This is a genomic window from Streptomyces longhuiensis, from assembly GCF_020616555.1.
Classification (GTDB): domain Bacteria; phylum Actinomycetota; class Actinomycetes; order Streptomycetales; family Streptomycetaceae; genus Streptomyces; species Streptomyces longhuiensis.
This window is the reverse complement of the sequence record NZ_CP085173.1, coordinates 566426-581057: the sequence shown is the minus strand read 5'-3', so window position 1 is coordinate 581057 and position 14632 is coordinate 566426. Positions and strand designations below refer to the sequence as shown.

Sequence of the window (14632 nt, the reverse complement as noted above, 5' to 3'; positions counted from 1 at the left end):
GCCGAATCTCCAAATCGAGGCTGCAGAAGGGGAACGTCAGCGGGCGGTCGCGGCGACGCCGCGCAGGAACAGACCGCGGAACGTCAGGAAGACGACGAGGGTGGGCACGGAGACGATGAGGGCGCCGGCCAGGATGACGGGCGGGCCCGAGGACGCGTACGCGTTGTTGAGGTTGCTCAAGGTGGCCATCACCGGCTGGACGTCGGGGCTGCGGCTGAGGGTGATGCCGAACAGCAGGTCGTTCCAGACGGCGGTGAACTGGAAGATGAACGCGGCGCCGAGGCTGGAGGCCATCAGCGGGATGTGGATGCGCCAGAAGATCCGCCAGAACGACGCCCCGTCGAGCATCGCGGCCTCGGTGACCTCGGGCGGCATCGTGGTCATCTGGTTGCGGACGAGGAAGAACGCGAACGGAACCGCGTAGGCGACGTACACGAGCATGAGGCCGAGGCGGGTGTCATAGAGGTTGCCGTCGGCGTACATGCCGAACAGCGGCGCCAGGAACATCTGCAACGGGAACAACGTCCCGGAGTAGATCAGCCAGAACCAGAACGCGGGCTTGGGCAGGGGCAGCACCACCACCGCGAACGCTGCCATCGCCGCGATGAGCACGGCGGCGCCGCCGCACACCACCGCGTACATCAGGGACTGAAGGAACGAATGGCCGATGCCGGCCTTGGTCCAGGCGGTCGAGAGGTTGTCCCACAGTGCGAAGCCGTGCGAGGTCCACGACGCGTTGCCGGTGTACGACGCCACGGGAGTGAGGGCGTTGACGACGAGCAGATAGACGGGGACCAGCCAGAGCACGACCGTGCCGGCGACGAAAAGATTGCGGAAGGTCCTTCCCACGGGATGTCACTCCTTGTCGAGCGGCTCGGGTCAGCGCGGGGACGTGCCGGGCATCTGCCGCCGCAGGTACAGCCAGGAGCAGGCGACGACGATGACGGACAGGACGAGGGCGATGGCGGAGCCGTAGCCGACGTGGAACAGGAGGAACGCCTCTCGGTACATGGTCAGCGCGAGCGTCTCCGAGGACCGGGCGGGCCCGCCCTGCGTGAGGATCCACACCATGTCGAACGCCTTGAGGCTGTTGACGACGGCCATCCCGACCACGACGACGCTCATGGAGCGCAGTTGGGGCAGCGTGATGTGGCGGAACATGCGCCAGCCGGTGGCCCCGTCGAGTTCGGCGGCCTCGACGGTGTCGCGCGGGATGGCGCGCAGACCGATGGCGAACAGGACGACGTTCAGGCCGGTGGCCTGCCAGGTGCTCGCCACGATCATGGAGATCGTGCTGGCCGGCCACTCCAGGAGCCAGGGCCGGGCGAGCGAGTCGAGGCCGACGGCGCGCAGCACCTGGTTGAGGGTGCCGTCGGAGGTGAGGATGAACTTCCACAGGACGGCGGTGGCCGCTCCGGAGATCGCATATGGCAGGACGACGACGAGCTGCGCGATCCGGCCCCGGCGCATTCGGTGGGTGGCGACCGCGATGGCCAGTCCCACGAGCACGGGCAGCAGCAGCGTGCCGGCCACCCACAGCACGGTGTTGAGCAGCGACCGGCCGAAGATCGGGTCGTCGATCAGCCGCGTGTAGTTGTCCAGACCGACGTAGTGGCTGGTGAAGCCGTTGTCGTCGAAGAAGCTGCCGTAGACGCTGCGGAAGAACGGATAGACGAGCAGCACCCCGACGAACAGGACCGCGGGCAGCGCCCACGGGACGCCGGCCAGCCGTCCGCCCAACCGGCCGGAACCGGCTTCCGCGGCGGCCTGGTGGGGTGTGCGGGTGGGGATGCGGAGGCGGGCCCGGCCCGGCTTCACGGGGGTGGCCGCGGCACCGGCCCGGACGGCGCTGCTCATGCGTCGGCCTCCTTCCACACCTTCCAGGCCTCGTCGGCCCGGCCCTGCATCGTCGTGAGGGTCTTGCGGTACGCGGACGGGTCGAGCAGGAATCCGGCCAGGTCGTCGACGGTGGACTCGACGAGTTCGGGCGGGCCAAGCTCCCAGAAGCGATTGAGCAGGCGCAGCTTGCCGTGGCGGACCGTCTCGGCGACCCCGGCGATCATCGCGTTGGCGGGCGGGACGAGCGGGTTGGGGCTGCCGTCCTGGAGGGTGTGCGAGAACGCCTTGGCCACCTTCGGGTGCAGCCAGGCCCCGCTCGCGCGCAGCGCCTCGATGTGGTCGGGCCCTTTGACCGTGCAGACCAGGGCACTCGACTCGAAGATCATGGCCGGCTTGGCCTTCGGGTCCTGCATCGGCAGCACGAACGTGTCGACGTTCTCGCCGACCTTCCCGCCGACGCCGGTGAACGAGGTGCTGAGCCAGGTGGCACCGGGCACCATGCCGACCTTGCCGTGCACCATGGCCGCGGCGGCGGTCGCCTGGTCCATGTCGAGCGAGGTGAACCAGCCCTTGTCGGCGAAGGAGGCGATGGTGCGCATGGCGCGTTCGGTGCGCGGATCGGTGTACCGGGCGCGGCCGTTCATGAGGGCGTCGTAGAACTGCGGGTCCTGGCGGCTGAGCATCTCCTGGAACCAGATGAACGAAGGCCAGCGCCCCGACGTCGTGGCGTGCAGCGGAGTGATGCCCGCGCGCTTGAGACGGTCAGCCGCCTTCAGGAACGCGTCCCAGGTGGTGGGCTTGGTCAGCCCGTGGTCCCGGAAGACGGCCGGGTTGTAGTAGAAGACCCAGTAGGCGAGATTCATCGGCAGGCCGTGAACGCGGCCCCGGTAGGTGAACGCGGAGCGCAGCGAGGGGTCGACCCAGCCTTTGCGCTCGGCTCTCTCCCACTCCTCCTCCAGCTCGACGATGCCGCCCGTGCGGGCGAGGTCCTGGAGGCGGTAACCGGACCAGTACTTCAGCAGGTCGGGCGTCTTGCTGGTGCGCAGCGAAGACTTGACGACCTGCTCGAAGGACTCCAGCGACGGGATGACCTCGGGCACGAGCCGGACGCCGTCGACCGAGCGCATCGCGGCGCCCGCGGCCTTGAGCGGAGCGGCCCATCCCGGGTTGTCGCCGTGCAGCGCCACCTTGCCGGGCGGCTCGCCGACGGCGGTGCCGCAAGCGGCGAGCAGGGGCGTGGCAGCGGTCGCGGCAGCGCCGGCGACGGCGGCGCGCAGGAGCCCTCGGCGGCTCGGACGGGCGGCAGCGGCTGTCGTGTAGATCGTGCGTTCCCGTGCGGACACGGGTGGGTGACGGCCTGTCATGGGGCGGCTCCCTCAGGCATGTTCAAGCCAGTGGTATCGTTAACACGCGCTGTTCGGAGTCTGGGTGCGGAGGTGGGACCGAGTCAATGCCCGTGCGACGCCTCTTCTGCGAGACACCGCAGCACTGCGGTCGCGTACCTCCACAACTGTCAAACCCCGGGTTTCGCAGAGACGTTCACCATCCCCTGAAAAGCAGGCCATCCCTGCGAGCGGAGATCATCCGCTGGGATGGCGTCCGTGGGTGACGACCGACTTCGAAACGACCCGACGCCCTGTCAGTCGCATCATCGGGGAAGCGCTGAGCCTGCCCGAAGGAGACCGCACCACCCTCCTGGCCAACGAACCATGGCTGGTGGGAGCCGGGTGGGCGGCAGGGCTGGCGTGTTGCCTGTCGCCCACCCCCCACCCGTGCCAGGGTGCCTACTCGACTGTCCAGGTGAGCGCGAGGAGCGCCGCGTCGTCGTGTGTGTCGTCCCCGCTGTGGTCGAGGGCGTCTGTCTGGATCCAGTCGAGAAGGTGGCCAGGGGCAGTGGGGCCGGATTGCGTTCGCCCGTAATGGGCGAGGCGGCGGGTGAGCGGGTAGAAGTCACCAGCCGCGTCGCGGGCCTCGGCAAGGCCGTCCGTGTACATCAGGAGGGTGTCACCGGGTCGGAGACGAGTGGTGAGGGCCGCCACCGGACCGACCGAGGGTGCCAGACCGCGCAGGCCCAGAGGCAGTCCCCAGGCTGCGGGGAGTTCGGACACGATGTCGCTGCGAAGGATGAGCGGTGCGGGGTGCCCGCACGACAGCGCATACGTGAGGCCGTCGGGGTGGAGCTCGACCAGAAACGCGGTGACGAACGCCTCGGTGTCGACCAGGCTGCGCCGCAGGCTGATTTCGAGTCGGTCGGTCAGACTGCCGAGGGTAGGGCAGTCGTACGCGGCCTCGTGGAAGGAACCGAGGACAACGGCGGCTGTGGCCACAGCGTCCAGGCCCTTGCCGCGGACATCGCCAATCAGGGCGCGGACACCGAAGGCGGTGTTGACGACGGCGTAGAGGTCGCCTCCAATGCGGGCGAACTGGGCGGCGGCGCGGTAGTCGGCCGCGATACGAAAGGGGCCGAGCCCCGTGGGCGGCGGACGCAGCACCGCGCGTTGGGCGGTCTCGGCTACGGAGGTGACCTTCCGCAGCCGGGAGGACTCACGTCGGCGCTGGCGGACCACGAAGCAGGCCGCGGCTGCGATGACAAGAGTCGCCGCGGTGGTGCCGCTCGCGGCGGCGATGCGCCCGTCGAACGGGAGGAAAGCCCAGCGGGTCGCGGTCACCACCACGGCCGAACTGATGATCATCGGTGGGGAGAAAGCCAGCGCGACGAGGGCGGGGATCGCGACCAGGACCGAGGGAAAGTGCAAGGACGGCGAGGTGCTCAGCTGCATGCCGACCACAAGGGCGTAGAGAAGGACGGCCGTCCCCAGCGTCACGCCAGGAGTCACCCAGGTCGGTGCCGGCGGGCCCTCGGCAACACCGCTGCGCGTCGGCACTCGCCGCCCTCCTCCGGGTCGATACTGCCTGCTGTCGTGAAGCCCGGATCCCTGTTCGAGGGTGGGCCGGCCGGGAGGCGGCATTCATGATCTCGCAGCCGCGGCGGGCCGGCAGGTCCGCCGCGCCGAGCAAGGCAAACCCTGCGCAGGCATCCTTGTGGATGCCGTTGGGGTGATGGGTCAGGTCTTCTTCGCCCTACCTGACGAACCTCTCCTCACGTCGGACGGCGAGGGTCCGGAGGCAGGCGTGCGGCCGGGGATGAGCTGAAGTGTGGCCGCCCCACAGCGCAGGGTGGGGTGGCGCCCTTGCTGTGCCGCTCAAGAGTGGCGTCGTGGTGGATGTGTGCCGTGAGCACTGCGCTCACGGGCGCGTTCCCACCTCCGCGTGACCCGTGTGATCCAGATGCCAGCGGTGTTCCACCTCGAATTGGTGCAGTCCGGTGCGGCGTTCGACGATCACGTCGACGGTGGCGCGTTCGGTGTTGGTGCAGGTGGCGGTCGTTCCGTCGGGGTCGGTGTACGAGAGTGACACACAGTCGGCCGGGTCCTGGGTCACATCGATGCGTACTCTGCGCCGCGCGGTGCTGCCTGTGACCGACCAGTCGGGGAGTCCGATCCGTGCGCGCAGCAGTGGCGCGGTCAGCAGCGGGTCGCGCGGCCAGTCGGTGCCACCGATCCGCAGCTGAAGCATCGGCAACGGTGGCAGCCACCGCATCGTGGGACGGCGGGCGACGGCGGCCACCACTTCCAGCACGTCGCCGCCGCCGAGGCCCGCGTGGAGCCACGCCCATCGCTGGGCATTGCCGTGCCCGGCGATCCGGGCGACGCCTCCCACGGCGTCGGAGAGGATGAACCGCCGTTCTCCGACGACGAGTTCCCCCTCGAAGAGGGCGTCGGGGGCGGGCACGATCTGGGCGGCGGGCAGTATTTCACGTTGCCAGGACCAGCGTGGAAAGGTGTAGAGGGGCTTTCCACGCCCGGCGACGGTCAGGCGCCAGGTGATCGCGCCCGCTGTGCCTTCCAGCAGTTGGGGCGATGCCCGTACGCCCGGCACCTCGAAGTACGCCTCGCCCTGCGGCGGTGGGGAGTCCGGGACCCCGAACCGCTCGGTGACCGGCGGACCGTCGGGTGGGAATACGGATATCCAGCCATGCGCCCGGGCGGGGCCGTCGTGCTTAGGCGCCACCACTTCGTGGTGGATCCACACGCCGGTGCCGGTCCGGGGATCGGTCAACGTCGCGTACCAGACTTCGAGCCGCCCTGGGCGGCCGGTCAACCGCGGCGGGTAGAGCGAGTTCACGAGGGCTTCCTTTCACCGGGGCGCGGGGGCCCCGTACCGTGCGCGTACGCCTGCCTCGACGGTGCTCTCCACGATTCCGGGGCACGCCCGTTCGGCCAGCGCCGCGATCGTCAGTGAGGGGTTGACGCAGAGCGAGGTCGGCACTGCCGAACCGTCGGTGACGAACAGGCCGGGATGGCCTCGCAGTTCGCCGCGATCGTCGAGCGCCGAGGTGGCGGGGTCGTCCCCCATCCGGCAGGAGGCGAGGGGATGCGCGCTCACGGACCCGGCGGCGTTCTCGCTCCAGGGCCGCACCCGCGCAAGACCGTCGCTCTCCAGCACCGCGCGGGCCTCGGCATCCGCGGCGGCCCAGCCGCGCAATGTGTTCGCTGTCGGCCGGTACGAGAGCGTGGACAGACAGAGCGATGTGGCCACGCGCGTCGAGCTTCCTGTGGGGGGCGGTGGGCCGAAGACGCCCTCGTTGTCGTCCTCGGTCATGGCGAGCACAGAGAGCCACGACGGCCAGCGTGCCCGCATCTCCTTCTTGCGGACGCCGAACCAGCTCGTCGCCGGGGCGTCAGTGGCCTGGGCCAGCAGGTCGGTGATGCCGGGAAAGTAGATCTGCTGAAGGGAGAAGCGGGTGAACTCCGCCGTTGCCGCATCGAGCCGGTCGTACGACATGGAGCCGATGGGCTTCCCGATGGGGAAGCCCTGGTACGGGATTCCCGGTGCGCGCTCGAGACCGAGCAGGTCGCGCACCTTGCCTTCGTCGACATCGGCGATGGACACGCGGTCGCCGTTGCCCGAGAAGTAACGTCCGACGGCTCGCGGGACACCGCCGAGCAGGGGAGCCGAGCGCTGCAGCAGCACCGGGGTGGCCAGAGCGCCTGCGGCCAGCACCACGGTCTTGGCCTCGATCGCGCCCACGCCGACCGGCAGCCGGTAGTCGCCGGCGTCGAGCTGCGTGTACGAGACGCGGTAGCGGTATCCGGGTGTGGTGGCAGGCGCGATGGTCTGCGCCTCGTGGAGTGGACGGATCTCGGCGCCGTGCGCGGTCGCGGCAGGGAGGTAGTTCAGCAGCATGGAGCGCTTGGCGTCGAAGTGGCAGCCGTTGAGCATCCAATTGCAGTTGGTGCAGCGGGCCAGGTCGACGGCGACGGGCACAGGATTGCAGCTGCGGCCCGCACGGGCGCACGCTGCAGCGAACAACCCTCCGGGGTAAGGGACTTGGTCCCAGCTCTGCTCGGCGACAGGCAGAGCCTCCTCGACCCGGTCGTACCACGGGTCAAGTGCCGCGCGCGTCAGGGTCGAAGGCCACAGGCGATGGCCCAGACTGCCGCGGCGATCGAAGACGAAGCCCGGAGCCCGCAGCGAAGCGGCGAAGTAGACCACGCTGGACCCGCCGACGCAGTTCCCGGCGACGACGGTGATGCCGTCGCCCTGTACGAGGTCGACGATCCGGGTGTAGCTGCCCAGGCGCAGGTCATGGGTGAAGTCAGGGGCGGTGAGGTGCGGTCCGCGTTCCAGGATCACCACCTTGGCGCCACCCGCGGCCAGATGGTAGGCAGGGATGGCACCCCCGAAGCCGCTGCCGATGACCAGCACGTCGGTGCGTTCGGTGGTGCTCATGCGGGGTGCCCTCCGGGGGTGGTGAGCGGGTGCTCGGAGGCGAGCCTTCGGCCGTACGAGTAGTCGGGGAAGCGCCACAGCCCGTCGGCGTCGGGCGCCGGGAAGCCGATCCAGGCCAGGCCCGGGTGGCGTTGCCGGATGGCTGCGGCGGTGTGCAGGTGAGCTGCGGTGTCGAAGGCCGCGGCGGCGAAGAGGGCGAGCAGCACATACAGCTGCCGGTCCGGGGCGCCGGGCGTGAGCAGCTCTCCGGCGAGCACGGTGCGGTCGGTGAACCGCAGGGCGACGAAGGGAGGTTGAGTGGGCAGCAGGACCCGGCCGTGGGTGGCCGCAAAGGCGAGGGCACGGGTGTTGACGAGCAGCGCCAGCTCGGGCAGCAGTACGCCGATGCCGAGGTCGGGAAGGTTGAGCAGCTCGACGGCCCCCGCCTGCACGGCGCCGGGACCGGGGGCCGCGCCGGCGATCGCCGCGTCTTGGCCGTACCGTTTCTCGCCCGGGACCATGGTGTCCGCAAACGCCTCCAGGGTGGCGGTCGTCGGGTCGGGCACCAGACCCGTCCGAGCCACCGAGACCTGCTCGGAGGCAGGACGCGCCGAAGGCGCGGCATCGGCGGTCAGCTCCCCGGCCCGCAGGGCGGCGACGGCGGCGGTCAGCCCCACAAGCAGCCGGCGCCGAGTGGGACGAGCGGGCGGTTCCCTCAACACAGCCCGCTCACCGGCAGCTGCACCCTCACACCCGCGGCGTCGCGCAAGAGCGCGTCGGCGAGCCGGGCGTCATACGGGCGGATCACCCTCGCGGCCTCCTCGGCCTGGGCGGGCTGCCCGGCGACGGTGATGTTGCGTACCTTCGCCGCGGCACTGCCCTCCGCCTTGTCGAACCAGTAACTGCCGTCCCAGCCCACCATCTCGGTACCGCCGACGGTGGCCTGCACGCTCCAGTGGTCCAACTGCCAGTATCGGCAAGCCGGTACGGCGATCGCGAAGCGCGCCGGCTCAGCCAGTACAAAGCGCGCCGCGCCGCCGTTGGCCACGGTGATGTCCCGCTTGGCGTACTCCACACACAGCGGGTCGGCGCTGAACAGGGAGAGCGGCGGCGTCTCGCCCTCGCCATAGCGGTGGAAGGTGCACGCAGACGCGTACGAGGGGTCGGTGTAGCCCCCGACGCCGGGCTCCGCGGCCGTGGCGGAAGCGGCGGGGAGCAGCGCGGCGCCGGCGGCCACCACTGCGCCGAAGACGGTGAGGCGGACGCTTGTCGACAGGGTGCCTAGGGTGTTCGTCGTGTGGCGAAGTACGGGCACAGCAGGACCTTCTTCGTGTCCCAGCCCTGATGGGCGGCGGTTACCAGCGGTCACATGCAGGCGTCATCTTGATCGCTGCGTGCCATCAGCACAAGACATGGGACGGAGGTGATCCCGGTCGCCGGAGAGGCATGGGCGCCGGAGTGGACCCGCTTGGTCCGTTTCCCGGTGGTGATCACCGTCGAGGCGCGCAAGATCGCCGACACTGCGATGTCCCCAGCTTGGGCGCCTGCCGGGCGGTTCGATGATGGGCAAGGTGGCGGGCTGCTTCGTGGGCCGGGATCCCAAAAATGCGCACCGGCAACGGGATCAAGGGCGACCGTCACTACGACTGGGCCATGACCGACGTCGGCCCGGACGACGCCCGACGGCGACGCGGACGGTCACTGGTGCCTGCTCGTCCGCCGCCACCGCTACCCGAGTTCCTTCGCAGTGCATCGGCCTTCGGACCGATGGTGAAGCGAATCTGATGGTGGCGCCGCGGACCCAGATCCGGCGGAGCCGGACACCGCAGATGTCCAAGCGCTTTACAGGTGGATGGGCAGGTGGCGGGGGCCGCGGAGCATGGCGCTCTGCCGGTAGGGGGGCGGGTCCTGCACCAGTTGTGCCGTGCTGAGGTGGGGGATCAGCGCGCCGAGCGCGGACTCGGCCTCGGCACGGGCGAGTGGTGCGCCGTAGCAGAGGTGGATGCCACTGCCGAAGCCGAAGTGCTCGTTGTCCGGGCGGGTGGGGTCGAACCGGTCGGGCTCGTGGAAGCGCACGGGGTCGCGGCTGCCCGAGGCCAGCCCCAGAACGATGGATGTACCGGCGGCGATCTTGGTGCCGGCGATGTCGATGTCGACGAGGGGGGATCGCTCGCGCATATGGACCGGGGGCTCGTAGCGCAGCAGTTCTTCTACCGCTTGTGGCAGCAGGCCGGGATCGGCGCGCAGACGGCTCAGCTCGTCGGGGTGACGCAGCAGGGTGAGCACGCCATTGGCGATCAGATTGACCGTGGTCTCGTGTCCGGCGAGGAACAACAGGACGGTGGTGGCCGCCAGTTCCTCTTCGGTGAGCCGAAAGGCGGGGTCCGGTTCGTTGATGAAGTCGGAGAGCATGTCGCCAGTAGGCCGGCCACGACGCTGCTCGGCGAGGCCGACCAGGTACTGGCCCAGTTCCTGCCGGGCCTGGCGGGCCGCCCGGTCCCTTTCGGCGTTGTCACTTTCGGGCCCGATGTCTGCGCCCGCGATGATCGCGGTGGTCCATGCGTGGAACAGGGGCTCGTCCTCGGGCGGGACGCCGAGCAGACGGCAGATCACGGTGACCGGCAGTGGGTAGGCGAAGTCGTCGACGACATCGATCTGCCGGCCCTCCTGGAGACCCTCCGCCAGATCCTTCGTGAGCTGGACGATCTCGCCTCGCATGGCAGCGACCCGGCCCGGGCTGTGCGGCGGACCGAACGGTCGCATGGCCGCGTTGCGCAGCCTGTGGTGCTCGGGGTCGTCGAGTGCCAGGAAGGGCGGCTGCAGTTGCACCTCGTAGGGGGAAGGCGTGGTGCGGGAGCGCGGATCAGCACTCATCCGAGGATCGTGCAGCAGTGCGGCGATCTCGTGGTACGTGCCGACCATACAGCTGCCATCCGCCTGCTGTACCACGGGACCGGCCTCGCGGAGTTCCGCGTACAGCGGATAGGGGTTGGGGCGGCTGGCGTAGTCGGTGATCCGTGCCAGCAGGGTCTCGGAGTCCATGGTGGCTCCTCGTCGTGGGACGGGCGGCGGGTCAGCGCATGGGCTGTACCGCGGTCAGCCGGCGGTCGGGCAGGTATCCGGTGAGTGCCACGGTGGGGCCGTGGGAGAGTACGGAAGGATCCGGGACATCGGAGGGGAGCGGTATGTCGGCCGCGATCGCACGGTCCGCCGCGCCGGGCGGGGGCGGGAACGGAGCGGCCGTCTCGATCAGGTGCCGGTAGTAGTCCAGCGACTTGGCCATGTCGACGGTGACCGCGGCGGTGACCCGCCCCTGGTATCCGTAGACCATGGCCAGGCGGCGCGCCTCCAGAGAGCCCTGGGCGATGACCACGTGGTCGGAGTAGGTGGGCACGCCCACCGATTTGATGTTGAGCCCGAACTGGGTCGACCAGAACGTCGGGATGGCCAGGTGCGGGCGCCGCAACGGCCCCGGACTGACCATGTTGTGGGCCGCTACCGCAGCTTGCTCGACCGCGTTGCCCCAGTGCTCCAGGGAGAGCATCTGGTAGCCGAAGAGCGGATGTGGGAAGCGGGAGACATCACCGGCCGCGAAGACGTCGTCGGTGACGATCCCGTACATGTCGAAGGCGCGACAACCGGCGTCGCAGGCGATCCCGCGAGGCCCCGACGCCAGCCCGGAGTCCGCCAGCCACTCAACGTTGCGGATCGCGCCCAACGCCACGACACAGACGTCGGCGTCGACACGGCTGCCGTCGGACAGATCGGCGCCGGTGAAGCTGCCGTTCCCGTGCAGGGCGGTGACCGTCACCCCGGTACGCAGGTCGACGCCGTGGTTGCGCTGCATGGCGGCCGCGAGTTTCGCGAGGGTCCCGCCGAGCGCGCCCACCAGGGGCGCGGGGCCGCGTTCGGCGACCGTGACCGCCAGCCCCAGTTCACGGCAGGCGGAGGCGATCTCCGAGCCGGTGAAGCCGCCGCCGATGACCAGCACTCGCTCCGGACCGGCGGCCAGCCGCTCGGCCAGCCCTGCGCCGTCCTCACGGGTGCGCAGGGTGAACACTCCGTCCAGGGCGCCCTCGTCCTGGTTGGGCCAGGGGCGCGCGCGGGTCCCGGTGGTGATCAGCAGACGGTCGTACGGCAGCGACTCACCGTCATCCAGCAACACTTGTTTCACGAGCGGGTCCACGCCGGTGGCGCGTACGCCCAGCCTCCACTCGGCGTCCGGGTCCCGGCGCATCGGCAGCCCGGTGGTCTCCGCCGTCGCCTGCCCGAGCAGCACCTGCTTGGACAGGGGCGGCCGGTCATAGGGCGGGTGGGGCTCGTCCCCGACCACGGTCAGCGAGCCTTTGAAACCCTCCTCGCGCAGCGCCTCCGCGGCCCTGAGCCCGGCCAGCGAGGCTCCGACGATGACGATGCGGCCGTCCTTGAGGTCACCTGGCACCGCCGCTCACCTCTTTCCCGAGGAGGATGGCCTGCACCGGGCACGCCGCCACGGCCTCGCGCACGCGCTCGACCTGGTCATCGGGGACGGCCGTGGCGTACAGCAGCCCCTCCTCGCCGTGCAGCTCAAACACCTCCGGCGCGTGGAAGACGCACTGGGCGTAGCCCTGGCAGCGCGTGAGGTCCACAACGATCTGCATCCCCACCACTTCCTCGGTCGTCTCACCCCTCCTTCCAGCATGCGACCAGGACTGGGGGCCCGCATGCCGGCCTTCCCGTGGGCGGAAAACGGCCCCTGGCAGCATGCTCGCGGGGCTGCCCCGATCAGTGAGACTGATCAGGCACCGGTCGAGGAGACCGCCGAGAACGACGCGGCGGACACCCCGGCAGAGGGCGGCATGCCTGACGGCTGTTCGAGGCCGTGCATGCCCGCTGAAGGCCGGCGGACACCTCAGCCCGCCCGTTCTTTGACGCCGCCCGCGCATGAGACTGCATCGCATCAGCGCAGACGTCTGAGAAGTCAAACTGCGCGTCCCACAACGACCCCTCGAACCACAGAAAATCGACCCCCTCCCCTGTGCGAGTCCGCAGAACAAGGCCACCCCGCCCACGAGTTGCGGTGCGGCTCCTTCACGTCGGAGTGTCGGAGCAGGGCACCACCGCATGCCGCCATACGACATGACGCACATCTCTCCGTGACGGCGCACCACGCTGATCAGCGAGCAACGCCACAGGAACGAGGCCCAAGTCAGCGCGATGGCACACCAAGGCGCGGCCCACTCCGTCGACCGACGGATCCACGGCCAAAGCATGGGCGGGCGCAGAGGGCATGCACGTCAAGCCCTCGAGAAGCCCTGCACTCAGCCGGCGTGCCAGCTTGATCTGGCCGGGCCCCACGGGCTCGGCCGGTAACCCCGTACTGCTGAACGACCCGGGTCCGTACCTGCCGGCGAACCCCGATTGCCGCAACCCCCGCGCCACGCCGGTGACCCTACGGCTCCCGGGCTCAGACCCGCACGTACTGCTCAATATCCTCCCGGAAATCCACCAACGCCTGGTCGGTCAGGGTGGGACGCGTCTCGGCCACAGCTGCCAGGAAGTCCTCGGTACCCACCGGTCGTCCCTCGCGGTCGGCGAGCTCGCGCTCGAAGGCGGCATGGGCGCCCTTGCGCGCGGCGAACTCGATGTCCGCGGGGGTGAACATCTCACTGTCCGAGACAAGTCGGTCCAGGTCGACCCCGGCGGCGGCCGGCCCGAGGTAGCGCCGCCAGATCGCCGCCCGCGCGACCGGATCGGGCGGGCCGACCGGGATGACGTAGTCGAACCGGCCCGGCCGCAGGAACGCGGGGTCCAGGAAACGCACAGAGTTCGTGGCGCAGATCATCAGCCGGTCGTCGTGGTCGCGGAAGCCGGGAATGAGCTTGAGCAGTTCGTTGGTGACGCCGCGCGCCGGATCGGCAGCCAGGCCGGACCGCACACCGGCGATCTCCTCCACCTCGTCGATGAACAGCACGACGCTCTGCAGTTCGGCCAGGTCGCCGAAGGCGTCACGCAGCGAGGCCGCCAGTCCCCCGTCCCCCGAAGCAGCCAGCCGTGAGGGGAAGAGCTCCACGAACGGCCAGTCCAGCCGGGAGGCGATGGCCTTGGCGAAGCTGGTCTTGCCAGTGCCCGGTGGCCCGAAAAGGATGACGGCCTTCGGCGGCCGCACTCCGTATTGGTCGGCCAGAGCGGGCTCGGCCAGCGGCAATACGATCCGCCGTTCGATGACCGCCTTCTCCTGCTCCATCCCGACAAGTGCCTCCCAGAGCCCCGGGGGTTGTACCCGGCCGCCCAGCTCCGCCAGCAGCCCGGTGTCACTCGCCCCGAGATGCTCGGTCTTTTCGTAGAAGACCAGCCCCCCGCGGGGCGTGTAGCCGCAGTTCTCGAGGGCCGCGGTGCCGGTGGCCCCAGGGGCGAGCAGCGCGGCGATCCGGCGGGTGCCCCGGGAGCGTAGCCGCCGCTCCAGCTCCACGATCAGCGAGCTGCCGATGCCGCGGTTGCGCCACGTCGCGGCCAGCGCCACCAGCGTGATCCAGGCCCGGTCGCCCTGGGACTGCGCCACGGCCATGCCCACCACGTCGTTGCCGACCACCGCGACCACGGCAGGCTCACCACTCCGGGCGGCCGCCATCACCTCGGAGACGGGGAAGACGGCAGGCCCATCCTCAGCCTGCCGGTCCTGGTCCCAAATCTGGATGGCACGGTCCAGATCGTCGTCGTGGAAGTCCCGCAAACGCCATGTCGGCATCATCAGCACCCAACCCTCTGTTCTTCATTCTTCCCAGGCGCAGACGGCTCGGCCACCGGGGGCACGGAGGGCACCAGCACGCTGGGCGACCTCGTCGGGGCGCTGGGCAGCCGACCGGGCTCGACCATGCGGTCAAACTCGCCTGCAGCGCGGGTCGGATGTACATGAACGGCATCGGAATATCTCCGACCTGCCTGCCGCGAGTGCCGGTGGGCTGCCTACTCGGCAGGGCGGCCGCTGGGACTGCTGAGATCGCCTGTTGAAGGGCTGCACATTCCAGCGATCAGGTCACAT

Annotated in this window: 12 protein-coding genes; all 12 read right to left on the bottom strand. The window is 69.9% G+C overall.

Annotated elements, in window-relative coordinates:
- Positions 1-36: 36 nt before the first annotated feature.
- A complete protein-coding gene (locus LGI35_RS02900) occupies positions 37-849 on the bottom strand; it encodes a carbohydrate ABC transporter permease (protein WP_116501620.1) in 813 nt (270 codons plus the stop codon).
- Between the two features lie 30 nt (positions 850-879).
- Positions 880-1857, bottom strand: coding sequence for a carbohydrate ABC transporter permease (locus tag LGI35_RS02895; RefSeq protein WP_227292005.1), 978 nt, complete (start codon positions 1855-1857; stop codon positions 880-882).
- Positions 1854-3203, bottom strand: a complete 1350-nt coding sequence (locus tag LGI35_RS02890) for an ABC transporter substrate-binding protein (RefSeq protein ID WP_227292004.1) — start codon at positions 3201-3203, stop codon at positions 1854-1856. Before LGI35_RS02890 ends, LGI35_RS02895 begins: the two co-directional genes overlap by 4 nt.
- A gap of 420 nt (positions 3204-3623) precedes the next feature.
- On the bottom strand, positions 3624-4664 hold the full coding sequence (locus LGI35_RS02885) for a PP2C family protein-serine/threonine phosphatase (protein ID WP_227292003.1): 1041 nt from the start codon (positions 4662-4664) through the stop codon (positions 3624-3626).
- A gap of 421 nt (positions 4665-5085) precedes the next feature.
- Complete coding sequence (locus LGI35_RS02880; RefSeq protein ID WP_227292002.1) at positions 5086-6024, bottom strand: hypothetical protein; 939 nt, start codon at positions 6022-6024, stop codon at positions 5086-5088.
- Between the two features lie 12 nt (positions 6025-6036).
- Positions 6037-7632: a GMC family oxidoreductase N-terminal domain-containing protein gene (locus tag LGI35_RS02875; RefSeq protein ID WP_227292001.1), complete on the bottom strand. Its 1596-nt coding sequence runs from the start codon at positions 7630-7632 to the stop codon at positions 6037-6039.
- Positions 7629-8132, bottom strand: coding sequence for a DUF5987 family protein (locus LGI35_RS02870; protein WP_264484715.1), 504 nt, complete (start codon positions 8130-8132; stop codon positions 7629-7631). Before LGI35_RS02870 ends, LGI35_RS02875 begins: the two co-directional genes overlap by 4 nt.
- Before the next feature lie 194 nt (positions 8133-8326).
- Positions 8327-8926 (bottom strand): hypothetical protein, encoded by a 600-nt coding sequence (locus LGI35_RS02865; RefSeq protein WP_227291999.1) that lies wholly within the window; start codon positions 8924-8926, stop codon positions 8327-8329.
- Positions 8927-9453: 527 nt separating this feature from the next.
- Complete coding sequence (locus LGI35_RS02860) at positions 9454-10653, bottom strand: cytochrome P450 (RefSeq protein WP_227291998.1); 1200 nt, start codon at positions 10651-10653, stop codon at positions 9454-9456.
- 31 nt (positions 10654-10684) lie between these two features.
- Positions 10685-12052: an NAD(P)/FAD-dependent oxidoreductase gene (locus LGI35_RS02855; protein ID WP_227291997.1), complete on the bottom strand. Its 1368-nt coding sequence runs from the start codon at positions 12050-12052 to the stop codon at positions 10685-10687.
- Positions 12042-12251 (bottom strand): ferredoxin, encoded by a 210-nt coding sequence (locus LGI35_RS02850; protein WP_227291996.1) that lies wholly within the window; start codon positions 12249-12251, stop codon positions 12042-12044. Before LGI35_RS02850 ends, LGI35_RS02855 begins: the two co-directional genes overlap by 11 nt.
- Positions 12252-13057: 806 nt before the next feature.
- Positions 13058-14338, bottom strand: coding sequence for an ATP-binding protein (locus LGI35_RS02845; protein ID WP_227300182.1), 1281 nt, complete (start codon positions 14336-14338; stop codon positions 13058-13060).
- Positions 14339-14632 lie beyond the last annotated feature (294 nt).

What these genes read in the sequence shown, in the direction of transcription:
- LGI35_RS02860 (WP_227291998.1), bottom strand. Translation starts at nt 10,653, where the DNA reads ATGGACTCCGAGACCCTGCTGGCACGGATCACCGACTACGCCAGCCGC.
- LGI35_RS02895 (WP_227292005.1), bottom strand. Translation starts at nt 1,857, where the DNA reads ATGAGCAGCGCCGTCCGGGCCGGTGCCGCGGCCACCCCCGTGAAGCCG.
- LGI35_RS02875 (WP_227292001.1), bottom strand. Translation starts at nt 7,632, where the DNA reads ATGAGCACCACCGAACGCACCGACGTGCTGGTCATCGGCAGCGGCTTC.
- LGI35_RS02870 (WP_264484715.1), bottom strand. Translation starts at nt 8,132, where the DNA reads ATGGTCCCGGGCGAGAAACGGTACGGCCAAGACGCGGCGATCGCCGGC.
- LGI35_RS02850 (WP_227291996.1), bottom strand. Translation starts at nt 12,251, where the DNA reads ATGCAGATCGTTGTGGACCTCACGCGCTGCCAGGGCTACGCCCAGTGC.
- LGI35_RS02890 (WP_227292004.1), bottom strand. Translation starts at nt 3,203, where the DNA reads ATGACAGGCCGTCACCCACCCGTGTCCGCACGGGAACGCACGATCTAC.
- LGI35_RS02845 (WP_227300182.1), bottom strand. Translation starts at nt 14,338, where the DNA reads ATGCCGACATGGCGTTTGCGGGACTTCCACGACGACGATCTGGACCGT.